Here is a 23,689-nt window from a genome sequence, read left to right on the forward strand (position 1 = left end):
TCCCTGCCCCGCGTGGTGGGCAGCGCCCCGGTCCGCGGGGGAGGAGGAGCCCGACGTCAGCCGACGACGACGACGTCCAGCAGCGCCCGGTACTCCGGCACGCTCACCATCGGCGGCCGCTCGTCGACGGCGACCGCGGTGCTGTGCGGCACGAACCCGGTGCCGTCGTGGCGGAACTGGGTGAGCAGCCCGCCGGCCCACCCGCGCCCGGCCCGGGCGAGCACGGTGGAGACGACCTGCCCCGCCATCCGGCCCAGCGCCTCCTGGTCCTGCGAGGTGTGCCGGCGCACGCCGAGGTCGACCTGCGCGAGCCCGGCCAGTCCGCAGAGCTCCAGCAGGTCGACCAGCAGCCCGACCTCCACGCCGTAGCCCGACACGAACGGCACCCGTTCCAGCGCGGACCGCCGTCCGGCGTACTCGCCGCCCAGCGGCTGCACGAACCCGGCGAGCTCCGGCCACAGCGCGTTGAGCAGCGGCCGCGCGGTCAGCTCGGTGACCCGCCCGCCGCCGGCCGGCACCGACGACCCGTCCACCTCGAGCGGCCGGGTGTAGCAGCCCTTGACGTAGTCGACCTGCGGGTCCGTCAGCAGCGGCGCGAGCAGCCCGGGCACGAAGTGCGGAACGTCGCCGAGCAGGTCGGCGTCGAGGAAGACGACCAGGTCGCCGGTGGTCGCGGCCAGCGACTTCCACAGCGCCTCGCCCTTGCCGCGGCGGCTGCCGTGGCAGGGGAGCACGTCGGCGGTGGCGACGACGTCGGCCCCCGCGGCCCGGGCCACCGCGGCGGTCGCGTCGGTGGAGTCGGAGTCGACGACCAGCAGCTCGTCGACCAGCGGCGTCCGCCGCACCCAGTGCTCGTGCAGGTCGCCGACCAGCCGGCCCACCGTCGCCTCCTCGTCGCGGGCGGGGAGGACGACGCTCACCCGGTGCTGCCCGCGCCGCTTGGCGCGCAGCAGGGCGTCGAGGTCGAGCGCGTCCAGCGAGGGAGCCGAGGAGGTGCGGAGCTCGAACCAGGCGCGCGCGTCGGGTCGCATACCCCCACTCTCGGTGAGGTGATCACCGGTGCGCCACGGAGCGCGACGGAGTTCACGCGGTCGTCACCACGCGTCCGGCGGCCGGTCACACCGGGACGTCGGAGGAGCGCAGTGCGGTCGCGCTGAGTGCCCCGACGGCGGCGCCGTCCCCCGTCGGCTCGGGGTGGCCCAGGTCGGTGAGCCAGCCGCGGAGGACCCGGTGCAGCTGCTCGGCGCCGACGACCTCGCCGGGCGGCCGGAACGAGCGCGGGTGCAGCAGGAAGGCGTGCTGCTGCGGCCCGCCGAGCCCGCCGTGGGAGCCGACGTGCGGCTCGAACGCCGAGGCCTCGTCGGTGGCCGGGTCGTAGCGGCTGTTGACGACGACGTCCGGGCAGTGCGGGAACGTCGAGGCGCGGGCCACCAGCCGGGCGGCGTGCGGGCCGTAGGGGAGCAGCGGGTCCTCGCCGAGGACCGTGCCCGACGCCAGCCGGTGCAGCCCGTCGCGGCCGAGCGCCACCGGCCCGTGCTCCTCGGAGTGCACGAGCAGGAAGCCGACGCCGTCGTGGTCGACCAGGCCGGGCAGCAGCGCCGGCCAGTGCCGCTCGATCTCCTCCAGCGACACCCGGCCGGGGATGTCGGCGAACGAGACCATCGCGGTGTGGCCGGAGACGGCGACGACCACGCCCGGGGCGACCCGCGGCACCCGGCCCTCCCGGTCGGTGGGCAGCTGGTGCGCGTGCGGCACCCCCTCGGCGCGTTCCACCCGCTCGCGCAGCCGGCGGGCGATGGGCCCGCCGCCCTCCGCGAGCGCCGCCCCGACCTGCCAGCCCTCGGTGAGCCGCCGGCTGTCCCGTGGGCCCGTGAGGTGCCGGTCCGGCAGGTCGCCGGGCCCGCCGCAGAGCTGGCCGACCAGCTGCTCGACGGTCTCCCCGAAGCGGGTGGCGAAGGACTCGCCCTGGGTCTGCCCGTGGTCGGAGAGGCACACCAGGTGGTACTCCCGCGGCGCCAGCTGGGCGGCGCGGTGCAGCCGGCCGATCTGCTGGTCGATGCTGTGCAGCACGGCCAGGCTGTCGGCCCGCTCGAGCCCGCCATGGTGCGCCGCCTCGTCGTAGCCGAGAAAGTCGGCGTAGGCGACCGGCCGGCCGGCGAGCATGTCCTCCAGCAGCGCGAAGACGACGACGTCGCGGGAGACGACCGTCGTCCCCGGGCGGGCCAGCGGGTAGATGCCGCCGCGCGACACCCGCGGGCGGACGTCGTCGCGGCGTTCGCGGGCGGCGGCGACCAGCTCGCGGTACACGTCGACGAGGGAGACCGCGAGGGTGCGCAGGGCGTTCCCCGGGTTGGCGAAGTAGGCGTAGTACCCGGTGCCGGGCCGGTCGCGCCGCTGCCGGGCCCGGCGGCTGGCCGCGGGGACGACGTGCGCCAGCGAGCTCATCGTGAGGCTGACGTGCGTGGCGTCGCCGGTGAACAGGTTGCCGTGGCCCGCCCCACCACCGGCCAGCAGCCCGCGGCCGTCGGAGTGCGCCCGCTCGATCTCGGCGGCGTCGGTCGGCGAGGAGACCCGGACGATCCGGTCGCGGTCCTTGTCGTACCAGCGGAAGCCCGGGATGTCGGCGTTGGAGCCGTGCAGGATGCCGCAGACCGAGGCGCCGGTCTGCGAGCTCCAGTCGGTGTGCCAGGAGGTCAGCACGTGGCTGCCCGAGCGCAGCCAGGCGGCCAGGTTGGGCATCGACCCGTCGCGGACGGCGCGCCGGGCGGTGTCGTGGGACAGCGCGTCGATCTGCAGGAACAGCACGCCGGGCGGGCACGGTGCGGCGTCCGCGGTCCCCCGGGCCCGGCGGCGCGCGCGGCGGAAGAACAGCTCGTCCTCGTCGAGGGCGAGCACGCTGCTGACCAGCCCGGAGACGCCGGCCATGGCGGCGCCGACGACGACCGCCGTGCGCAGGTCGGCGATGACGACGCCGGGCACGAGGAAGGACAGGCCGAGCACCGCGGCCCCCAGCAGCAGGAAGCTGCCCAGGCCCAGGGTGAAGAAGGCCAGCGGCAGCGCGACCCGCATGACCAGCGGCCACACGACGCCGGTGAGCAGGCCCAGCAGCAGCGCGATCAGCGGCGGCTGCCACCACGACGGCATCGTGAACGCACCGAGCCAGCGGTCGAGGACGACGAGCGCGGCGGTGCTGGCCGCCCAGGTGAGCAGGACGCGCGCCGGCGTCCGGCCCCGCTGGAGGACCCGCCCGGAGGGAGCGGTCATGCCGGCCCGCAGGCCGAGGGGTCGGGCTCGGGCTCCGGGTCAGGGGTGCGCCGGCGCTGCGAGCCGACCGCGTTGAGCACCGCCCCCACGATCAGCACCAGCACGGTGGCCAGCAGGACGGCGACCAGCGGGGAGTCGAAGATGCCGCCGCTGACCACGCCGAGGGTGGCGTAGGCGACGGCCCAGAGGAAGGCGGCGAGCAGGGACGCCGGCAGCAGCCGCCGCCACGGGTAGGCCAGCGCACCGGCCGCCAGCAGCACCGGGATGCGCCCCGCGGGCAGCAGCCGGCCGACGACGACGATCTGCCAGCCGTGCCGGCGGAACTGCTCGCGGACCTCCTCGATCCGGTCGGCGTGCTGGCCGCGAGCGACCCAGCGGACCGCCGCGGGACCGCCGAACCGGCAGATCGCGAAGGTGACCAGGTCGCCGGCCCAGGCGCCGAGCGTGGCCACCAGCACGACCAGCGTGAGGTTGAGCTCGTGGGCGGTGACGGCGAACGCGGCGCCGGCGCCGACGACCGCTCCGGTCGGCACGACGGGCACGACCGAGCCGAGCAGCACGGCGCCGAAGAGGACCGGGTAGCCGATCGACGAGCCGTCGGTCCAGCCCGCGGCGAGCGCGCCGGCGCTCACGACGTCGTCCCGACGGGCAGCGGCACCGGCTGCCCCGGCTCGGCTACCACCACGGCGGTGTCCAGGCCGCGGGCGGCGACGGCGGCGGCGAAGTCCCGCGGCGGGTCGGTGAGCAGCCGGCGCATCCGCGGCAGGTGTGCCACGCCGCGGAGCGCGAGGGTGCCCCAGTGCACGGGGACGGCGACCCGCGGCCGCAGCCGCGCGACCGCCTCGGCCGCGCCCGCCGGGTCGAGGTGGCCGGGGCCGAGCGTGAGGCCCCAGCTCCACACCGGTAGCAGCGCGACGTCGACCCCGCGCTCGCCCAGCAGGTCCATCGCGTCGGTCAGGTCGGTGTCGCCCGCGGCGTAGACGGTGCGCCCGCCGCCCTCGACCAGGTGGCCGACCGCGGGGGTGTCCGGGCCGTGGGTCAGCCGCGGGCCCCAGCGGTGCCCGGCGTGCTCGGCCGGGACGGCGGTGACCCGCAGTGCGCCGTGGGTGAGGCTCTCGCCGGGCAGCACCTCGGTCACGTGGCGGAGGCCCCGCGCGCGCAGCCACGCGCCGGCACCGCGGGGGGCGACGACCCGCACGTCCGGGCCCAGCAGCCGCAGCGAGGGCAGGTGCAGGTGGTCGCCGTGCAGGTGGCTGAGGAGGACCAGGTCGACGCCGGCGTAGGTCTCCGACGCGGGCACCGGCACCACGCGGCGCAGCGGCCCGACGCGGCCGGTGAGCAGCGGATCGGTCAGCACGACGTGCCCGGCGAGCTCGACGCGCACCGTCGAGTGGCCGAGGAAGTGCAGGTGCGGTCTGCCCACTCGCCCAGTATCGACCGCGGGTCCGACGATCCGGCACCGGTTCGACCCCTGGGGGGCGTCGCCTCCGCCCCTCCCGACCACCCCGCCCGCTCCCGATCGACCCTCCTCCGCGTTGATCATGGGGTTGTTGCAGGTGACACGCGCCGACGCGCCGACGGAGCCGGCAACAACCCCATGATCAACCCCGAGGGGCAACGCCGACGGCGTCCACAGCGGGGACGGCGTCCACAGATGTCCGCCGTGGACGTCGAGCGGGCCACGAGGCCCTGACGGTCGCCGGCATGACGGACATCGACCTCGGCACCGCCTACACCTGGGACGACGCCCGGTCCCGAGGCGCTACCCGCGGGCAGATCGCCCAGGACGGCGTCCGGCTCGGCCGCGGCCTCTACCTCTCCTCCGTCGTCGAGCCGGACCTCGCCACCCGGTGTCGCGCGTGGCAGCTGGTGCTCCCGCGCGACGCCGCCTTCGGCCTGGGGACGGCGGCCCGGCTGCACGGAGCGCCGATCGCGGAGCCGCCCACCGTGCACGTCGTCGTCCCCTCGCGGCGGCAGCTGCCCAGGCGCGCGGGGCTGACCGTCCACGAGCGGCTCCTCGCCGAGGAGGACGTCGTCGTGGTCGGCGGGCTGTCGCTGACGTCGGGCCCGCAGACGTTCCTCGACCTCGCCGCCGGGCTGCCACCCGCGGAGCTCGTGGCGGCCGGCGACGCCCTGCTGCGCGCGGAGCGGATGGACGCCGCGTCGCTGGCCCGGCGCCTCGAGCGGGCCGACCGCGTGCGGGGCGTCGTCCGTGCCCGTGGGTGCGCCCCGCGGCTCGACGGGCGAGCGGCTTCGCGGCCGGAGAGCCTGGTCCGCTACTGGCTGGCGATCAGCGACCTGCCCGACCCGCAGCTGCAGGTGCCGGTGCACGACCGGTGGGGTCGCGAGGTGACGCACGCCGACCTGGGCTACTCGGAGTGGAAGGTGGCGCTGGAGTACGAGGGGCGCCAGCACGCCGACCCCGACCAGTTCGGGCGGGACGTCGACCGCTACTCGCTGATGGCCGCCGACGGGTGGCTGGTCCTGCGCTTCGCCGGCCGGCACCTCGGCAGCCCCGTCGTCGTGGTGGACCGCACCCGGCGAGCGCTGTCCAGTCGCGGCTGGCGCCCCTGACGCGAGGCGTCACCGATCGACCGCCTCGACCCGCGACCCCCTGTCCCCGAGTTGATCATGGGCTCGTTGCAGGCGACACGCGGCGACGCGCCGACGGAGCCGGCAACAACCCCATGATCACGGCCGAGGGGGAGGGGAAGGCGGAGGGGGATGGCGGGACGGGGAGGGGGACGTGCGGAGGTCAGGCCGGACGGCGGAACCGCAACGGACCGTTGTCGTCGGCGACCGCGGGTCCCGGAGCGCCGAGTGGGCCCAGGAGTGGCAGAGTTGCCGGTGTGAAGACCTGGCTCGACGCGTGGCCGGTGTTCCGGCAGCTGACCGGTGCCGACCCCCTCGGACGCGGCCTGGCCGCGCGCAGCAAGGCGACGGAGAACGTGGTGAGCCGCACGGCCACCGCCGACCGCGTCGTGCAGAGCGTGTGCCCGTACTGCGCGGTGGGGTGCGGCCAGCGGATCTACGTCAAGGACGAGCAGATCGTCCAGATCGAGGGCGACCCGGACTCGCCGATCAGCCGCGGCCGGCTGTGCCCCAAGGGCAGCGCCAGCAAGCAGCTGGTCACCAGCCCGACCCGCGTGACGACGGTGAAGTACCGCCGTCCGTTCGGGACGGAGTGGGAGGACCTCGAGCTCGACACGGCGATGGAGATGATCGCCGACCGCGTCCTCGAGGCCCGCCGCAAGGGCTGGCAGGACGAGAACGACGGCAAGCGCGTCAACCGCACCATGGGAGTAGCGAGCCTCGGAGGGGCGACCCTCGACAACGAGGAGAACTACCTCATGAAGAAGCTCTACAGCGCCCTGGGCGCGATCCAGATCGAGAACCAGGCCCGCATATAGCACTCCGCCACGGTGCCCGGTCTGGGTGCCACGTTCGGTCGTGGCGGTGCCACGAACTTCCAGGAAGACCTCGCGAACTCCGACTGCATCGTCATCGAGGGTTCGAACATGGCCGAGTGCCACCCGGTGGGCTTCCAGTGGGTGAGCGAGGCCAAGGCGCGTGGCGCCAAGGTGATCCACATCGATCCGCGGTTCACCCGCACCAGCGCGATCGCCGACCTGCACGTCCCGCTGCGGATCGGCACGGACATCGCCTTCCTCGGCGGCCTCATCCGGTACGTGCTGGACAACGACCTGTACTTCAAGGAGTACGTCGTCGCCTACACCAACGCCGCGGCGCTGGTCAGCGAGCAGTTCGTCGACTCCGAGGACCTCGACGGCCTGTTCTCCGGCTTCGACCCGGAGAGCAACACCTACGACGAGGCCAGCTGGCAGTACGAGCCGGAGGAGCCCCCGCACTCGGGCTCCGACGACCCGGCCGGGGCCGCGGCGCAGGACCGCAAGGAGCAGGACCCGGAGATCAAGAAGACCGACAAGGCCCAGGCGGCCGGCAGCGGCGGCCCGCCGATCGCGGCCAAGCCCAAGCGCGACGAGACGCTGCAGCACCCGCGGTCGGTGTTCCAGGTCCTCAAGCGGCACTTCGACCGCTACACCCCGGAGATGGTGGCCGAGGTCTGCGGCATCGAGCCGGAGGTGTTCCTCCAGGTCGCCCGCTGGGTGACCGAGAACAGCGGCCGCGAGCGGACGACGGCGTGGGTGTACTCGGTGGGCTGGACGCAGCACAGCGTCGGCGCGCAGTACATCCGCACCTGCTCGATCCTGCAGACGCTGCTGGGCAACATCGGCCGCCCCGGCGGCGGGATCCTGGCGTTGCGCGGGCACGCCAGCATCCAGGGCTCGACCGACGTCCCGACGCTGTACAACCTGCTGCCGGGCTACCTGCCCATGCCGCACGCGCTGCAGCACGGCGACCTCGACGAGTACTGCGCCGACGCGGCCGGCAAGGCCGGGTTCTGGGGCAACAAGCGCGCCTACATGACCAGCCTGCTCAAGGCCTGGTGGGGCGACGCCGCGACACCGGAGAACGACTTCGCGTTCGACTACCTCCCGAAGATCGACGGTGACCACAGCTCCTACCGGACGATCGCCGACATGATCCAGGGCAAGGTCTCTGGCTACTTCCTGGTCGGCGAGAACCCGACGGTCGGGCACCCCAACGGGCGCATGAACCGGTTCGGCCTGGCCAACCTGGACTGGCTGGTGGTCCGCGACCTGCAGATGATCGAGTCGGCGACCTTCTGGAAGGAGTCCCCGGAGATCGAGACCGGGGAGCTGGCGCCCGAGACGATCGGCACCGAGGTCTTCTTCGTGCCCGCGGCCTCGCACGCGGAGAAGGAGGGGACCTTCACCCAGACGCAGCGGCTGCTGCAGTGGCGTCACAAGGCAGTCGAGCCGCCGGGTGACGCCAAGAGCGACCTGTGGTTCTACTTCCACCTCGGCCGCCTCCTGCGCGAGCGGCTGGCCGGCTCCACCGACCCGCGGGACCGGCCGCTGCTCGACCTCACGTGGGACTACCCGACCCACGGGCACGACCAGGAGCCGAGTGCCGACGCCATCCTGCGAGAGATCAACGGCACCGGCCCGGACGGGCGTGCGGTGTCGGGCTACCTGGAGCTGAAGGACGACGGCTCGACGTCGTGCGGCTGCTGGATCTACTCCGGCGTCTACGCCGACGAGGTGAACCAGGCCGCCCGCCGCAAGCCCGGCCGCGAGCAGGGCTCGGTGGCCTCCGAGTGGGGCTGGGCCTGGCCGTACAACCGGCGCATCCTCTACAACCGCGCCTCGGCCGACCCCGACGGCAAGCCGTGGAGCGAGCGCAAGAAGTACGTCTGGTGGGACGAGGGGGCCGGTCGCTGGACCGGTGCCGACAACCCGGACTTCGAGGCGACCAAGCGGCCGGACTACGTGCCGCCGGACGGCGCCAAGGCGCAGGACGCCATCGGCGGCGCCGACCCGTTCGTCATGCAGGGCGACGGCAAGGCGTGGCTGTTCGCGCCCGCGGGCGTGGTCGACGGCCCGCTGCCGACGCACTACGAGCCGGCGGAGTCCGTCGTCGAGAACGCCCTGTACAAGCAGCAGGCGAACCCGACGCTGGAGCACATCGAGGGGCCGTGGAACCGGGAGAACCCACCGCTCTCCGACGTCTTCCCGTTCCAGGTGACCACCTACCGGCTGACCGAGCACCACACCGCCGGCGGGATGAGCCGCACGCTGCCCTACCTGTCCGAGCTCCAGCCGGAGTTCTTCGTCGAGGTCAGCCCGGAGCTCGCCGAGCTGCGCGGCCTGACCAACGGCGAGTACGCCACGCTGGTCAGCTCGCGGACGGCGATCGAGGCGAAGGTGCTGGTCACCGAGCGGATCCGCCCGATCCGGCTGCGGGACGGGCAGGTCGTGCACCAGATCGGGATGCCCTACCACTGGTCCTACAGCGGCATCTCGACCGGCGACGGGGCCAACGACCTGCTCGGGATCGTGCTCGACCCGAACACGCACATCCAGGAGGACAAGGTCAGCACCGCCGACATCCGCCCGGGACGGCGACCGCGCGGGCCCGAGCTCATCGAGTTCGTGGAGGGCTACCGGCAGCGTGCCGGTGTGCCGTCCGGGCGGGTCGGGGTCAACGGCCGCGACCCGGTCGCCGCCGAGGCCGGCGAGGGATCGAAGCTGTGAGCCCGCGAGGAACCGAAGCCGTGAGCACTCGAGCGGCAGACAGGAGACCGGCGTGACCTCGGTCAGTTCGGCGAGCCCGGCCTTCACCGGGCGCGATCCCGACAACCGGCTGTACGGGCCGCTGCCCGACGTCCAAGGCGAGGCCGGGTACGACGGCGACCACCCGGCGCGGGTGGGCTTCTTCACCGACACCTCGGTGTGCATCGGCTGCAAGGCCTGCGAGGTGGCCTGCAAGGAGTGGAACTTCCTGCCGATGGACGACGCGCACGGCGTGCGCGATGTCATGGGGCTGTCCGGGATGTCCTACGACAACACCGGTCAGCTGGGCGCCAACTCCTGGCGGCACGTGGCGTTCATCGAGCAGACCCGCACCGTCGACCTGCCGATGCCGACGTTCGGCCGCCCGGGTGACGACCGCCAGGACCACGGTCGCTCGGTCACCGACGGCCCCAACGACGAGAGCCTGGCGACGGCGCAGCAGTCCAGCGTGCTCAACGCGGAGGCGCTGAGCGAGTTCGACCCGCAGACCGGTCAGTCGGGCACGGACAAGCAGATCCGCTGGCTGATGAGCTCCGACGTGTGCAAGCACTGCACGCACGCCGGGTGCCTCGACGTCTGCCCGACCGGCGCGCTGTTCCGCACCGAGTTCGGCACGGTGGTCGTCCAGGGCGACATCTGCAACGGCTGCGGCTACTGCGTGCCGTCCTGCCCGTACGGCGTCATCGAGCAGCGCAAGGGCGACGGCCGGGTCTTCAAGTGCACGATGTGCTACGACCGGCTCACCGACGGCCTGCAGCCCGCGTGCGCGACCGCCTGCCCGACGCAGTCGATCCAGTTCGGCAACCTCGACGAGCTGCAGGCCCGCGCCGACGCGCGGCTGGCCACGCTCAAGTCGCAGGGCGTCGAGACGGCTCGCCTCTACGGGCGCGACGAGGACGACGGCGTCGGTGGTGCAGGGGCGTTCTTCCTGCTGCTCGACGAGCCGGAGGTCTACGGCCTGCCGCCGGACCCGATCGTCACCACGCGCGACCTGCCCGCGATGTGGAAGTCCGCCGGCGCGGCTGCGGCGATGATCCTCGGGGTGGCGCTGTCCGCCGTCCTCGGCTCGCGGAGGAAGTAGTCGCATGACTGAGGGCATCACGACGCCGGGCGCCGGCTGGCGGCGGGCGGACGGGCCGCCGGCACAGAAGCGGCAGAAGCGCCGCCGCCGACGCGGCGGCGGACGCCCCGGCGGCGAGGTGGCGATGGTCGAGGAGGCCGAGTTCACCTCCTACTACGGCCGGCCGATCATCAAGCCGCCGGTGTGGAAGACGCCGGACGTGCCGCTGTACCTCTTCCTCGGCGGCGCGGCCGGTTCCTCGTCGATCATGGCGGCGCTGACCGACCTCACCGACCGGCCGGCGCTTACCCGCAACGCCCGCTACGTCTCCGGTGGCGCGGCGATCGCGTCGGTCGTGTTCCTGGTCCACGACCTCGGCCGGCCCGAGCGGTTCCTGCACATGCTGCGGGTGATCAAGCCGACGTCCCCGCTGTCCATCGGCTCGTACATCCTGGCGCCGTTCAGCGCAGCGGCCGGTGCGACGGCGGCGGTGGAGCTGCTGGGCTGGTTCCCGCGGCTCAAGCGCTTCGGCGGCGTGGTCGCGGCACTGTTCGGCGGCCCGCTGGCGACCTACACCGGGGTGCTGTTCTCCAACACCGCCGTCCCGTCGTGGCACGCTGCCTACAAGGAGCTGCCGTTCGTCTTCGGCGCCTCCGGGATGGCCGCCGGCGGCGGCATCACGATGGCGCTCAGCCCGATCGAGGAAGCCGGGCCCTCGCGCAAGATGGCGGTGGCCGGCGCGGCGATCGAGCTGGCCGCGATGCACCGGGTCGAGACCGGGTTCGGCATCGTCAGCGAGCCGTACCACGAGGGCAAGGCGGGCCGGCTGCTGCGCGCGGCGAAGTCCTGCACCGCGGCCGGCGCGGCGCTCACCGTCGTCGCCGGACGGCGGCGTGCGGGCGCGGTCGCCGCGGGCGCGCTGCTGGCGGCCGGGTCGCTGCTCACCCGCTTCGGCGTCTTCGAAGCGGGCATGGCCAGCGCCCGGGACCCGAAGTACACCGTCGTCCCGCAGCGCGAGCGGCTCGCCGCACGGGGGAACGGGCCCGCGCCCTCCGTCACGCGCTGAGCCTCCGACGCGGTGCCATGCCTGCCCGAGGGTGGCGGCGTTCGCGTCACCGTGCTCGGGTAGCGACCGCCTCGCCGCAGGGCTGGCCCCATGGCATGTGCCGTCCAGCCGTGTTGCGACAAAGCGGAGACGAGCATGATCGCAGCCATGTCACATGCGGTGGTAGGCGGGCGTGCGATCCAACGGGTGGGCAGGTCGAGTCCGCTCACCGCTCCCAGCGTGGTGTCGCGTGGTTGACCTCGGCGGGCAGGTCGCTCTGGTCACCGGTGCGTCGGCAGGCATCGGACGTCGTCTGACGGAGGGGTTGGCAGTCCGAGGCGTCACCGTCGCCGGAGTGGCTCGCGGAGGGGAGCGACTGACCCGGGCCATGGCCGAGGTCGCCGATGTCACGGGGGGACGAACCCTCGCGGTTCCGGCTGACGTCACGGATCGCGCCGCGGTGGAGGCAGCCATGGCGCGGGTGCAGGAGGAGTGCGGCCCGATCGACCTGCTGGTGAACAACGCCGGCCTAGTCGACGCAGCGGAGGTCTCATTGTGGGAGGCCGACCCTGACCAGTGGTGGGACGTGGTGGAGAGCCATGTGCGGGGGGCTCTTCTGGTCAGCCGTGCGGTGGTCCCCACCATGGTCGCCCGTAGCAGCGGCAGCATCGTCAACCTGGCCAGCGGTTCGGGATTGCGCGCGAGGCCCGAGTACTCGGCGTACTCGGTGGCGAAGACCGGCCTGATGCGGATCACCGAGGCGCTGGCCGGCTCCCTGGCGGGTACCGGTGTGAGGGTCTTCGACCTGGCGCCCGGCGTGGTCGAGACCGACATGACCCGTTCGATGGCCATGTGGCGGGGGAAGACGGACTGGACCGACCCCGATCTCGTGGTCAGGTGGGTCGTCGCGATCGCAGAAGGACAGCTCGACCAGTGGTCGGGGCGGTTCCTGCACGCCGCGGCCGACAACGTCGACGTCCTGGCGCGCGTGGACGGGTTGAACGATGACGCACGGCGACTGCGACTCTGTGAATGGGGACCCGAGGACACCTTCCGTCGGTGACGTTCCGGCTCGGCTGACCGGGGACGGAGCCGACGGCGATGATCGGCACGTCACGCGGGACGCCGACGACCGCACCTCTGAGCCGGCGGTCACCACCACCATCCCGCTGAGACGGAGCTCCGGTGGCTGCACTGCTGATCGCGGTACGGCCGGGTCCGCGCGACGAGGAGGTGGACGGTCGCGGTGGTGCAAGAGCATCGCAATACCCATAGCAGCTGCTGGCGATACCCTCAGCGACCCGGCCACGCGTAGTCGTCGGCCGCCACCAGGATCCTCACGAGGGGGCCGCCGCCCGATGAGCCATCTGTACCCAGTGCGGCTCCTGGTCTACTGCGGGGCGACGGAATGGGGTGGCGCCGAGATCGTGCTCGGACACCTCTTGACCACGCTGTCCGACCGGTACGAGGTCCGGCTGCTCGGGGTCGACGACACCGTGCTGGAGCGCCTCGCGGCGCGACGCCCGGGCATCACCCACACCGTCCTGCCCCCCGTCCGGGGGCGGTGGGACCTGGCCGCGGCCAGGGCGCATCGACGGGCCATGGCGCGAGCCGGAGCCGATCTCGTGCACCTGAACCTCTCCGTGCCGTACGCGGACCCGTACACAGTCCTCGGAGCGACGACACTGCGGCACACCCCCACCGTGGCGGTCGTGCACCTACCCATGCCCAGTCCGGGGCCTCGCCTCGCCCGGATCGTGCGGTTCAACGCCACGCGGACTACTGCCGTCGTGGGGGTCAGCGCCGGGTCGGCACGCCCACTGGAGCAGGTCCTCGGCCTGCCACCGGGCAGGGTCCGTGTCGTGTGGAACGGGGTACCCACCCCGAGGGGGTCGCCCCTGCCCGTGGCGGCTCCCCCGGGTCGGCTGGTGGTCGGGGCCGTCGGCCGGCTCGACCGGCAGAAGGGCTTCGACGTGCTCATGCGGGCGATCGCGGACCTGCCGGCCGCCCACCTCGTGCTCATCGGGGACGGCCCCGAATGGGAGGCCCTCGAGGCGCTGGCGACCGACCTCGGCCTGAAAGGGCGCGTCACGATGGCCGGCTGGTCAGACGAGGCCCCCACCCTGATGCGCTCCTTCGACGTGCTGGCGGTACCGAGCCGGTGGGAGGGCCTGCCCCTGGTTGTCCTGGAGGCCATGCTCGGCGGCGTCCCAGTCGTCGCGACCCCGGTGGGCGGGATCCCCGACGCGGTGCGTCACGAGGAGACGGGACTGCTCGTCGAGGTCGAGGACCCCGCGGGTCTCGCCGCAGCGTTGAACCGGCTGGGTACCGATCCGGCGCTCCGCCGCCGACTCGCTGCTGCTGCGGCGGCGGAAGCCGCACGGCGCTTCACCGTCGAGGCCATGACGCGGTCGTTCGAGGCGCTCCACCACGAGATCCTGTCCCGGCGGGCGGAGCGATCCCTGCGGCGTCCATGGGGCCGACCCCGGCCGGGGGAGGAGGGCGGGTCCGCCGTTCCGTCGGACGCCCAGGTCGCGGCCGTCCCCGCGGGGGGTCCGTGGCCGGTTCTGGCACCGCCGCCGGCAGCGGCCGGGGTCAACCGGGCAGCCGGGCCACCCAGCTTCTCGGTCGTCATCGCGGCACACCAGGCGGAGGCCACCATCGCGGCGGCTGTCGCGTCGGCCCTGGAGCAGACGCACCCGCCGCTGGAGGTCGTGGTCTGCGATGACGGGTCGATCGACGGCACCGCGGACGTGCTGGCGAGCCTCGGGGACACCGTGCGCGTGGTGCGCCAGCCCAACCGGGGCGAGTCGGCCGCCAAGAACGCCGCCGTCGCCGCCGCACGAGGCGACTACGTGGTCGTGCTGGACGCCGACGACGTCTTCCACCCGCGTCGGCTCGAGGCCCTGGCCTGGTTCGCGCAGGAGCGACCGGACCTCGACGTCATCACCACGGACGCCATCGTGGAGGCCGACGGCGTCCCGGTGCGCCGGGCTTATCACTCGGACTGGTCGTTCCCGGCGGACGACCAACGTGTCGCGATCCTGGACCGGAACTTCATCCTGGGGATGTGTGCGGTGCCTCGCAAGCGCTGGCTCGAGGTCGGCGGCTTCGACGAGTCCCTCTCGATCACCGCGGACTGGGAGTTCTGGCAGCGCATGGTGCTGGACGGCTCCCCAGTGGGGCTGGTGGATGCCCCTCTCGCTCGCTACCGCCTGACGTACGGCACGCTCAGCTCTGACCCGGTCCGGATGACCGAGGCCCGGCTGCAGGTGCTGGACCGCGCCACCGCGCGCACGGACCTCGACCGGCACGAGCGGGAGGTCCTCGCCCGTGCGCGGATCCGTGCACACGGTGAGCGCCGGTGGCGGCTGCTCGCGCACAGCCTGGGCGAGAACGGGCGTGATGTGCGGAGGCATGCGTTCGCGGTGTTCGTCGGCCGACAGGAACGGCTGCGTACTCGCCTGGGCGCGCTGCTCGCCGTTGTCGCACCTGGCCTTGCCCGACGACGGCGCCTGCGGCGGTTGGGTGACACGGTGGAGATCGGATCAGGCATCCGGGTCCCCCGGCGCAATTGATCGGCGCCCGTACCGCAGCGGCGGAGGGCGGCCCTCCGGCATGTCACCGTCCGTCACCCGCCTGGGACGACCGCTCGTAGGACACCGAGGTCGCGGGAGCGGGACCGACGCCGTGTTCTCCCCGGCGCGTCGGCGGGTGGGAGCGCGCGCCACCCCGGATCGGCACACCAGTCGTCCGGGACGACCGGGAGTCGGCGACAGCGGACGAGGGCATGGGCCGGCTGACGTCGTCCGAGGTGGATGTCGGCGCGGTGTTCGTGGCGAGTCCGTAGGCGCTGGCAGGCGTGCACCCGAGCGGAGCCGCGATCCACCACCTCAGGCTCCTCGTCCAGCCCGGAGCCGTGGGCGACGCCGCGCGCACGATCTACGGGACGATTCCGCGGTGGTGGGCCGACGAACTGATGCAACGTCTTCCTAGTCTGCACGCAATGTCCAACGTCTCAGCTGTCGAGCCGGAGCCGTGGCAGGAGAACACCCCGCGCGGCCTGTCCCTGGGGCCGCCGTGGCGGGTCCTCTGGCGGTCGAGGGAGCTGGTCGGGTACCTGGCGCTGCGTGACCTGAAGCTCCGGTATCGACAGGCTGCACTCGGCGTGCTCTGGGTCCTCATCCAGCCGGTGGCCAGCGTGGTGGTGTTCACCGTGGTGCGCAACGGCCTCGCCGGCATCAGCGCCGAAGGCGTCCCCTACCCGCTGTTCGCGCTCGTCGGCATAGTGACGTGGACGTACTTCTCGAGCTCCGTGGAGGCGGCCAGCACTGCGCTGGTGAGCAACGTGAGCCTGGTGACGAAGGTGAGGTTCCCCCGCGTCACGGCGCCGGCTGCCTGCCTGCTGTCACCGGCCGTCGACCTGGGGATCTCCTTGGCTCTCGTCGTCGCCACCATGGCCTACTTCCGGGTCTTCCCCGGGCTGCAGCTGCTCGGGGCGGTCGCGTGGTTGCTGCTGCTGGCAGCGACCACGATGGGGATCGGACTCTGGCTCTCTGCGCTCAACGTCCGCTTCAGGGACGTCCAGCACGCCGTCGGCCCGGCCATGCAGCTGTGGTTCTTCGCGAGCCCGGTCGCGTATCCGTCCACGCTCTTCACCGGCTGGCACGAGCTCGTCTATGCGGTGAACCCGATGGCCGGGGTGATCGAACTGGGGCGCTGGGCGCTGCTGGGGGCAGCCTGGCCGGGTTGGTCCCTGGCTGTCTCCTCCGCGAGCACGTTGCTCGTCCTGCTCACTGGACTTTGGTACTTCGACCGCGCACAACGGTCCTTCGCCGACGTCATCTGACACCGTCCGCTCGGCCCGCCGCGGGCGGAGCAGGCCACGGCCTCGGTGCAGAGTCACGCGCCCGAGTTGCTCCGGAGGGCGGGCCGGGCCGTACGCCGCTGAGGAGGACGTCAGCCAGCGGGCGGAGCGCCGTGACGATCGCCTCGGCCACCTCTCGGTGGACCGGTGCTGGCTGACCGATCGGGTCGACGATGTCTTCGTCCGCCGGTGGTCCGCTGCCCCGCGCCGCGTCGAGACGCCTCGCCAGGTGGGCGGCGCGATCGCTCCGGGTCGTGTCCGAGAGACCCGACAGATCGGCGCGGACCAGCAGCTCCGCGGCCTCCCGGAGCGTGAAGGTCCGACGCAGCCCCCTGGGAGTGCCTTCCAGGACCCCTCGGCGCTGCTCGCGGGTCATCGTCAGCACGAGGTCCGCCTCGTCCGCCATCCGCGGCAGGAGGGCCTGGGAACGGAAGTCGTCGGTGCGGACGCCGTACCGGGACACCGCAGCTGCAGACTCCGCGGCCATCGGCCGACCGGGTGTCGCGGCCAGTCCGGCGCTGGAGACCTGGACGTCGGCCCTCCCGGGTTGCTCACCGAGCGCATCGCGAGCCCAGGCCCGGACGAGGCCCTCCGCCATGGGCGAGCGGCACTCGTTGCCCGTGCAGACGAAGAGAAGGCGCACGCCGCGACGCTAGGGCGTCCAGGACGGGGAGCGCATGACGGGTTCCGGGGCAGGTGCACAGGTCATCCGGTCACCGGTGAACAGCCGCCGACACGTCCGTCCGCCCCTGTCGCATCGCGGCGACCTGCTGTTCGATCGTCTGCCGGGACAGGTCGGCGCATGAGCTCGACTGGCCGAAGGGTCGAGCCACACGGGTATCGACCGGACGCGGCCCCTCCATCGCGCCCCGGACCCACTTGTCCCTGTCCCATCAGTACGACTCGCCCTCGGAGAACTGCCGTGCCCGACTCGATCCCTCACCGTGCTGCTCAACAGCCCGGTGGACAGGACACGTGCGGTCACGGTCACGGCCTTCGGTGCCGGTGTGCCCACGCGAGGAGCGATCATGGCCGCGTGTGCAGTGACGCAGCCCATCGCTCCGGATGGCATCACGGTGTCGCCCGGGGGGAACTCGGGCCGGACACGACGTGGAGCAGCAGGCGCGGTGACGTCGCCGAGCCGACGAAGGCTCTCACCGGCGCAGGCCTCCCCGTCAGCGAGGTCGATGGCGAACTGGACGCGCGAACGGGTCCTCGCCGGTGATCGTCACCTTCACCTGGGCGATCCCGTACCCCGGCATCGACCACGCCGGCGGGGAGTACGTGTTGCGCCACACGACGGCGCTGGCTGATCGGTGGCCCGTCCTCCTGGTGGCGGAGAACTCGGCCGCCAACGATCGCGCGGTGGCGATGCGGCCACGTCCGGATCGGGTCGGTGTGTCGCTGACCCGACCGTACAACAGGTGGACAGTGAGGCAGTTGGGCTGGCGGGTGATCCGGAAGCTGACGGCCGTCACGCCGAGCCGGGCCCTGGCCGATCACATCCGGCGGGACGTCTCACTCCAGTGCCGCCTGCGCGAGGCGGATCTGGTCGAGTTCCAGTGGACCGACACCTTCGGCCTCGCCACGGTGGTCAGGGAATTCGCTGGCGAGGTTCCCCTGGTGGGGATCGCGCACGACGTCATCTCACAGCGCCAGGATCGCCGGGTCTCCTCCCTGCCCTTGCCCGAGCCGATTCGGCGAGCCTATCGACGCTGGGTGCGCGTGCACGAGAGGCGGGTACTCGCGGGGCTCGACGTCGTGATCACGTTCAGCGAGAAGGACGCCGCCCTGGTGCACCAGATCGCCCCTGACGTCGTCACCGAGGTGGTGGCACCGCCCGTGGCGGCGGCGCCGTCCGCACGTGCTCGTGTCCGACCCGCGGGGATGCCTCAGGTGGTGGCCTTCGTCGGGGCCCTGTACCGGCCGGAGAACGAGGAAGCGGTGCACTGGTTCTTGCGTGAGGTCTGGCCGCGGGTGCGACGCGCCGAGGCAAGCGCCCAGTTCCACATCTCCGGCGCCGGCCCGAGTGCCGACCTCCGCCGCAGTGCGACCGGCCGGGACGACGTCGTCCTGTGGGGTTACCGCGACGACCTCGACGAGGCATACCAACAGGCGGATGTCGTCGTCATCCCTGTCCTGAAGGGGGCCGGGGTGAAGTTCAAGACCATCACGGCTCTGTCATGGGGGCTCCCTGTGGTGACGACGACGGTCGGTGCCGAAGGGATCCCCGAGGCTGCGGAGGCCGCGGCCATCGCGGACGATCCTGCCGCGTTCGCCGAGGGGGTCGTCCGCGCCCTCCGCGGGGGCGTCGAGGTGGGGCGTCGGGCGCACGTCACGGACATCGTCCGGCAGCGGTATTCGGAAGCCGCGTTCGTTCGAAGGCTGCAGGAGCTCTATGAGGGCCTGATGCGCAGGTCCGGTAACGGTGGGTGACCACTCGGCAGGACCAGCGACCTCGCCGGGTGCCCGGCGACGTCGTGGACCGGCTCCCGACGGTTCGACCACACGGGAGCAGCTCAGACCCGGCGCCCTGCCTTGAGCCGGTACTTCATCCCGCACGCGGGGCACTGCTCGTAGGTGCGCCGGTGTTGGTGCCACCACGGGTTGATCAAGGCCAACCCGCGCCGAGTGATGCGCGACTCGAACACCGGGAGACCCCTGGTTCCGCAGATGTCGCAGTTGGTCTCGCTGATGCCGATCTGTCGCCGTGTGCGACCTGACACGGCCGAAGGATGCCATGGAACCGGCGGCTCGTTGAGCGTCTTGGTCACACCTACGCGGATTGGGACGCATGGGTCGCCACCCGGTGCTCTGTCCGGCTCCCCTACCGCGCGTGCAACCGGTTCCGCCGTCCTGACATGCGCGGCCCGAATGGTGGGACGGCCCGTGGTGACGTCCCAAGAAGTGGTGTAGCTGGTCGGAGGTCCTGAGCTCGTCGGCGTGGTGCTGGCCTGCAAGAGGCCACCGCGTGGATCTTCTGCGTGAACCCGCCAAGGAACACGTAGGAGAAAGGCCACGCGATGGCCCTGGACCAGTCTGCCCTGCTCGAACTGCTCGAGGCACTCAAGCTCGCCCACGTCGACGACCGCATCCGTACCGCCACCAAGACGCTCTACCAGGCGCTGATCGAAGCCGAGCTCACCGCGGTGATCGGCGCCGGCCCGCACGAGCGCACCGAGAACCGCACCGCCCAGCGCAACGGGCACCGGGCCCGCACGCTGACCACGACCGCCGGGGACTGGAGCTGCGGATCCCCAAGCTGCGGGCCGGCTCGTCGCTGCTGGAACGCCGCCGCCGGATCGACCAGGCGCTGTTCGCGGTGGTGATAGAGGCCTATCTGCACGGCGTCTCGACTCGCAAGGTGGACGACCTGGTCCGCGCGCTGGGCGCCAACACCGGCATCTCCAAGCCCGAGGTGTCCCGGATCTGCGCCGACCTCGACGCCGAAGTCAGTGCCTTCCGGGACCGCTCCCTGGCCGACCAGGCGTTCCCCTACGTCTTCCTCGACGCCACCTACTGCAAGGCCCGGGTCAACCGCCGAGTGGTCTCCCAGGCCGTGGTCATCGCCACCGGAGTAGCCGCCGACGGCCACCGGGAGGTGCTCGGCTTCGCCGTCGGTGACTCCGAGGACGGAGCCTTCTGGACCGCGTTCCTGCGCTCGCTCAAGGCCCGCGGCCTGGCCGGCACCCAGCTGGTCATCTCCGATGCCCACACCGGCCTCAAGAGTGCGATCGCCGCGGTGCTGCTGGGCTCCAGTTGGCAGCGCTGCCGGGTGCACTTCATGCGCAACGTGCTCGCCCGCGTGCCTAAGGGCAACGCCGAGATGGTCGCCGCCGCGATCCGCACGATCTTCGCCCAGCCCGACGCCGAGCACGTGCATGCCCAGTTCGACGTCATCGCCGGCATGCTCGGCCGCCAGTCCCGCAGGTCGAGGCCATGCTGCGGGAGGCCCAAGACGACCTGCTGGCCTTCACCGGCTTCCCGGTCAGCCACTGGAAGAAGATCTGGTCGACCAATCCACTGGAACGGCTGAACAAGGAGATCAAGCGGCGCACCGACGTCGTCGGCGTCTTTCCCAACCCCGCCGCCCTGCTCCGCCTCGCCGGCGCGGTCCTGGTCGAGGCGCACGATGAATGGCAGGTGAGCGACCGCCGCTACCTCTCCGAAGGCTCCATGGCCCTGCTCAACCAACTCGACGAGGAGGTGGCGCAGCCGGCACTGATCGCGTCATAGTCCAACTCGTAGAACCTCCTCACGGCCGCGAGCTACACCACGGCGCGGGACGTCACCCGGCCCGTAGTGGTGGCCCGCAGGGACCTGCAGCGTGGCAGGCTCCGCTGGTCACTGGCACCACAGGTCCGGCTGAGCTCGTGTCGGGGGCGGTGACCGCCCGGCTGCGACCAGGACGACCGCCGGTCCACCGCCATCGGCCGGGTCGTGTGGTGCGCGCCGGAGCCCTGCACGCGCTCCTGGAGAGGGGGAGAGATGTCGCAGCTCGCGATCGTGATCGTGAACTACAGGTCGGCGGACCTCGTTCGCGGGTGCCTGGCGACAGTGTCTCCCGCGCCGGAGGTGTCGCGGATCGTGATCGTCAACAACGACACCGAGAGCGGGTGCGAGCGGGCGAAGCTCACCGAGATCGCACGTGACGACGCGCGCGTCCGCGTCCTCGAGTCCCCGCGGAACACGGGCTTCGGCCCAGGCGTGAACCAGGGGGTGAGGGAAGCGCAGCGGCTGGGCTGCGACACCGTGTGGATCCTCAACCCTGACGTCGAGGTCCGCGATGGCTGCCTGACGCGTCTCCAAGCGGTGCTCCAGCAGAACCCCGACGCCCTCGTCTCTCCGGTGATCACATCCGGACGGCCCCCCGACGAACAGGTCTGGTTCGGCGGAGGCCGCCTGGATGCACGCCGCGGTCGTCCGGAGCACCTCGGGTACCGGGCGCCGACGGAGACGTTGGATGAAGCCACGCGACCGGCGAGCTTCCTCACCGGTACGGCGCTGATGACGCGCGTGGACACCTTCCGACGCCTCGGCGGCTTCCGCGAGGATCTGTTCCTCTACTGGGAGGACGTCGACCTCAGTATGCGGGCCGTCCAGATGGGGATCCCCATGCTGGTGGTCGGGGGCGCGCGTCTGTGGCACAAGCAGGGCGGATCGGTCGATGACCGGCTGGACATGTTCTTCTTCTATGCACAGCGGAACCGGCTCGTGGTGAGCTGGTCGACCGCCCACCATAGCCTGACGGCCATGCTGGTCGGCCCAGGGGTGCTCGAGACGTTGCGCCTGTTGGGGAGGCCGCTGCTCAGAGAGAGGCGCTACCGACTCAAGAAGTTCACGCGCTCGGTGCAGGGCCTGATGGCCGGCATCGTCGCCGTGCGGCGGCTCCAGCGGGATCCGGGTGCAGCAGTCGGAGGTCTGGTTGAGCGCCGCCGCTGACCTGGTCTTCGACGCCAGATCAGCCGTGGCCAGCCGGCATTCCGGGTGGGAGCGCTACAGCCGGAGCCTGCGGAGCGCACTGCACGATCAGTTCCGGGTCGTCGACTACGTCGGGCCGCGATGGCGCGGGGAGCCCATCCTGCCGGCGGCCAACGTGGTGCAGCCCTCGATCGTCGTCCGTGGGCACGCCGGGACGCCGGTCCACTACCCGACCTTCCCTCCGCCGCCGGCCGTCAGCCTGGCGTTGGGACGCCGGTTGGTGTACACGCTCCACGACCTGACGTGGTGGAAGTACCCCGAGACGGCATCGCGGCTCGGACGAGCGGTGTACCGCAAGTGGGCCGAGACAGCCGTGCGATGCACCACCATCCTGACCGTGAGCGAGGCCGTGGCACGGGAGGTCCAGTCCTCCTTCGGGGTTCCGGCTGATCGCCTCTTCGTCGCGTCGCTCGCCTCCGACCTGCCGATCTGCGAACCCGGCCGGCGGCCAGCGAGGGACCGCCCATACCTCCTGTCGGTGGCAGCGATCGAGCCGCGGAAGAACATCGATCGCCTCGTGGAGGCCTTCCGGATCTCCGGCTTGGCGGAGAGCCACGACCTCGTGCTCGTCGGCAGGAGGGCCTGGGGTGAGATGCCGGCGGGCACCTCATTGCTGTCGGACGTCGACGACGACATGCTGGCGGGGCTCTACGCCGGGGCATCGGCGACGGTCCTGGTGTCCCTCTACGAGGGGTTCGGGCTGCCCATCCTCGAGTCGCTCGCACAGGGCACAACGGTCGTGTGCTCGGACCTCGACGTCTTCCGAGAGGTGTCGGATGGAGCAGGGATCTTCGTCGACCCCCTGGACCCCGCGAGCATCGCTCGAGGGCTACGAGCAGCCGCGGCAGGTGGGTCTCCGCCCACGTCCGCGGTCTTGGCTGCCCGGGCGAGGAGTTGGGCCGACACCGCGCGGCAGGCCGGCGCCGCGTACGCCAGTGCAAGGCGCAATGGCTGACACTCCGGTCCGCCGCCAGCGGGTGGGCTACTTCGACGTGTCCCTCATCAGCCCGCGCGCCGCCTGCGAGACGGTGCTGCGGTGGGCCTCCGCGGGGCAGGCGACACACCTCGTGGTGACGCCCAATCTGTCCATGTACCTCGTGTGGGAGCGGCATCCGGAGTTCCGCCGCGCCTGCGCGCGTGCCAGCCTCGTCCTGGCTGATGGGTGGCCGGTGGCCGTCCTGGGGAGCATCGCGACCCGACGGATCGTCCCTCGGGTCACCGGCAGTGACCTCCTCCGGAACGTGGTAGCCGGTGCGGCCGGGGAGCACATCCGCATCGGCATCATCGGTGGTCGGGGTCCCGAGGAGGCGGTCCGGCGTTGTCGGCTTGTCCACCCGGGCGTGGACATGCGGGTCATCGACGATGCCCAGCACTATTCGCTGTCCGAGTCGCTGGCCGAGCACCTCGCGGAACGTGCCCGCCGGGAAGGCGTCGACGTCCTCGTGCTGGCCTACGGCGCCCCCCGTCAGGAGGTCTTCGGGATGCGCCTGGCGCACCACCTACCGCACGGGGTGATCCTCTGCCTCGGGGGCGCGGTGGACTTCCTGAGCGGCCACCAGAGGCGGGCGCCGGCCATCGTCCGCCGACTGTGCCTCGAGGGCTTCTGGCGCATGGCGCTCGACCCGAGTCGAGTGCTGCCCAGATACGTCCTGCCAGCAGCCGCCTTCGCGCGGTCCCTCCTGGAACAGACGCGGCCGGGCCGGGTGTCGAGCGAGCGGGCCTGATCGAGATCCGGGGTGCACCCCCGTGCATGCGCCGATCGACCGGTGCGACGCCTCGAGCGCTGGGTCGGC

18 protein-coding genes and 1 pseudogene are annotated in these 23,689 nt (G+C 72.3%); 13 read left to right on the plus strand and 6 right to left on the minus strand.

Annotated elements, in window-relative coordinates; genetic code table 11:
• Positions 1–56: 56 nt before the first annotated feature.
• The 4 genes from GOBS_RS01690 to GOBS_RS01705 all read right to left on the minus strand — a co-directional run bounded on the left by GOBS_RS01690 (position 57) and on the right by GOBS_RS01705 (position 4,687).
• A complete protein-coding gene (locus GOBS_RS01690; RefSeq protein ID WP_012946575.1) occupies positions 57–1,031 on the minus strand; it encodes a glucosyl-3-phosphoglycerate synthase in 975 nt (324 codons plus the stop codon).
• An 85-nt stretch (positions 1,032–1,116) separates the two neighbouring features.
• The gene (locus GOBS_RS01695) at positions 1,117–3,264 is read right to left on the minus strand and encodes a phage holin family protein (protein ID WP_012946576.1); all 2,148 of its coding nucleotides are present in this window, start codon (positions 3,262–3,264) and stop codon (positions 1,117–1,119) included.
• Positions 3,261–3,896, minus strand: coding sequence for a DedA family protein (locus GOBS_RS01700; protein ID WP_012946577.1), 636 nt, complete (start codon positions 3,894–3,896; stop codon positions 3,261–3,263). The genes GOBS_RS01695 and GOBS_RS01700 overlap by 4 nt, the downstream gene beginning before the upstream one ends.
• Positions 3,893–4,687 carry an MBL fold metallo-hydrolase gene (locus GOBS_RS01705; protein ID WP_041241277.1) on the minus strand — a complete coding sequence of 265 codons (795 nt, stop codon included), beginning with the start codon at positions 4,685–4,687 and terminating at the stop codon, positions 3,893–3,895. Before GOBS_RS01705 ends, GOBS_RS01700 begins: the two co-directional genes overlap by 4 nt.
• Before the next feature lie 281 nt (positions 4,688–4,968).
• On the opposite strand from GOBS_RS01705, the gene GOBS_RS01710 reads away from it, so the two are divergent.
• The 8 genes from GOBS_RS01710 to GOBS_RS01745 all read left to right on the plus strand — a co-directional run bounded on the left by GOBS_RS01710 (position 4,969) and on the right by GOBS_RS01745 (position 16,397).
• Complete coding sequence (locus GOBS_RS01710; RefSeq protein ID WP_012946579.1) at positions 4,969–5,838, plus strand: hypothetical protein; 870 nt, start codon at positions 4,969–4,971, stop codon at positions 5,836–5,838.
• Between the two features lie 275 nt (positions 5,839–6,113).
• A complete protein-coding gene (locus tag GOBS_RS29915; protein WP_012946580.1) occupies positions 6,114–6,674 on the plus strand; it encodes a dehydrogenase in 561 nt (186 codons plus the stop codon).
• 12 nt (positions 6,675–6,686) lie between these two features.
• Positions 6,687–9,404: a formate dehydrogenase gene (gene fdh / locus GOBS_RS01720; RefSeq protein ID WP_012946581.1), complete on the plus strand. Its 2,718-nt coding sequence runs from the start codon at positions 6,687–6,689 to the stop codon at positions 9,402–9,404.
• 52 nt (positions 9,405–9,456) lie between these two features.
• Positions 9,457–10,524 (plus strand): 4Fe-4S dicluster domain-containing protein, encoded by a 1,068-nt coding sequence (locus tag GOBS_RS01725; RefSeq protein WP_012946582.1) that lies wholly within the window; start codon positions 9,457–9,459, stop codon positions 10,522–10,524.
• A 4-nt stretch (positions 10,525–10,528) separates the two neighbouring features.
• On the plus strand, positions 10,529–11,569 hold the full coding sequence (gene nrfD / locus GOBS_RS01730) for an NrfD/PsrC family molybdoenzyme membrane anchor subunit (protein ID WP_012946583.1): 1,041 nt from the start codon (positions 10,529–10,531) through the stop codon (positions 11,567–11,569).
• Positions 11,570–11,798: 229 nt separating this feature from the next.
• Complete coding sequence (locus GOBS_RS01735) at positions 11,799–12,611, plus strand: SDR family NAD(P)-dependent oxidoreductase (protein WP_041241278.1); 813 nt, start codon at positions 11,799–11,801, stop codon at positions 12,609–12,611.
• Between the two features lie 295 nt (positions 12,612–12,906).
• Positions 12,907–15,126 (plus strand): glycosyltransferase, encoded by a 2,220-nt coding sequence (locus GOBS_RS25045; protein ID WP_012946585.1) that lies wholly within the window; start codon positions 12,907–12,909, stop codon positions 15,124–15,126.
• A gap of 428 nt (positions 15,127–15,554) precedes the next feature.
• A complete protein-coding gene (locus GOBS_RS01745; protein WP_166487246.1) occupies positions 15,555–16,397 on the plus strand; it encodes an ABC transporter permease in 843 nt (280 codons plus the stop codon).
• Here the strand turns inward: GOBS_RS01745 and GOBS_RS25050 are convergent.
• Positions 16,390–17,058 carry an arsenate reductase/protein-tyrosine-phosphatase family protein gene (locus GOBS_RS25050; RefSeq protein WP_049788112.1) on the minus strand — a complete coding sequence of 223 codons (669 nt, stop codon included), beginning with the start codon at positions 17,056–17,058 and terminating at the stop codon, positions 16,390–16,392. The two genes, GOBS_RS01745 and GOBS_RS25050, sit on opposite strands and share 8 nt — an antisense overlap.
• A gap of 578 nt (positions 17,059–17,636) precedes the next feature.
• Between GOBS_RS25050 and GOBS_RS01755 the strand changes: the two genes are divergently transcribed.
• Positions 17,637–18,851 carry a glycosyltransferase gene (locus tag GOBS_RS01755; RefSeq protein WP_012946588.1) on the plus strand — a complete coding sequence of 405 codons (1,215 nt, stop codon included), beginning with the start codon at positions 17,637–17,639 and terminating at the stop codon, positions 18,849–18,851.
• An 83-nt stretch (positions 18,852–18,934) separates the two neighbouring features.
• On the opposite strand, the gene GOBS_RS27000 is transcribed toward GOBS_RS01755, so the two are convergent.
• On the minus strand, positions 18,935–19,141 hold the full coding sequence (locus GOBS_RS27000) for a hypothetical protein (RefSeq protein ID WP_166487247.1): 207 nt from the start codon (positions 19,139–19,141) through the stop codon (positions 18,935–18,937).
• Between the two features lie 297 nt (positions 19,142–19,438).
• Here GOBS_RS27000 and GOBS_RS01760 point away from each other — a divergent pair.
• From GOBS_RS01760 to GOBS_RS01775, 4 genes and pseudogenes are all read left to right on the plus strand, one after another.
• Positions 19,439–20,651 (plus strand): annotated as a pseudogene (locus GOBS_RS01760) (IS256 family transposase).
• Positions 20,652–20,903: 252 nt separating this feature from the next.
• Positions 20,904–21,857: a glycosyltransferase family 2 protein gene (locus GOBS_RS01765; protein ID WP_012946589.1), complete on the plus strand. Its 954-nt coding sequence runs from the start codon at positions 20,904–20,906 to the stop codon at positions 21,855–21,857.
• On the plus strand, positions 21,841–22,851 hold the full coding sequence (locus tag GOBS_RS01770; protein WP_166487248.1) for a glycosyltransferase family 4 protein: 1,011 nt from the start codon (positions 21,841–21,843) through the stop codon (positions 22,849–22,851). Before GOBS_RS01765 ends, GOBS_RS01770 begins: the two co-directional genes overlap by 17 nt.
• Positions 22,844–23,620, plus strand: coding sequence for a WecB/TagA/CpsF family glycosyltransferase (locus GOBS_RS01775; protein WP_012946591.1), 777 nt, complete (start codon positions 22,844–22,846; stop codon positions 23,618–23,620). Before GOBS_RS01770 ends, GOBS_RS01775 begins: the two co-directional genes overlap by 8 nt.
• Positions 23,621–23,689: the final 69 nt, after the last annotated feature.

It is taken from the genome of Geodermatophilus obscurus DSM 43160 (assembly GCF_000025345.1).
GTDB lineage: Bacteria > Actinomycetota > Actinomycetes > Mycobacteriales > Geodermatophilaceae > Geodermatophilus > Geodermatophilus obscurus.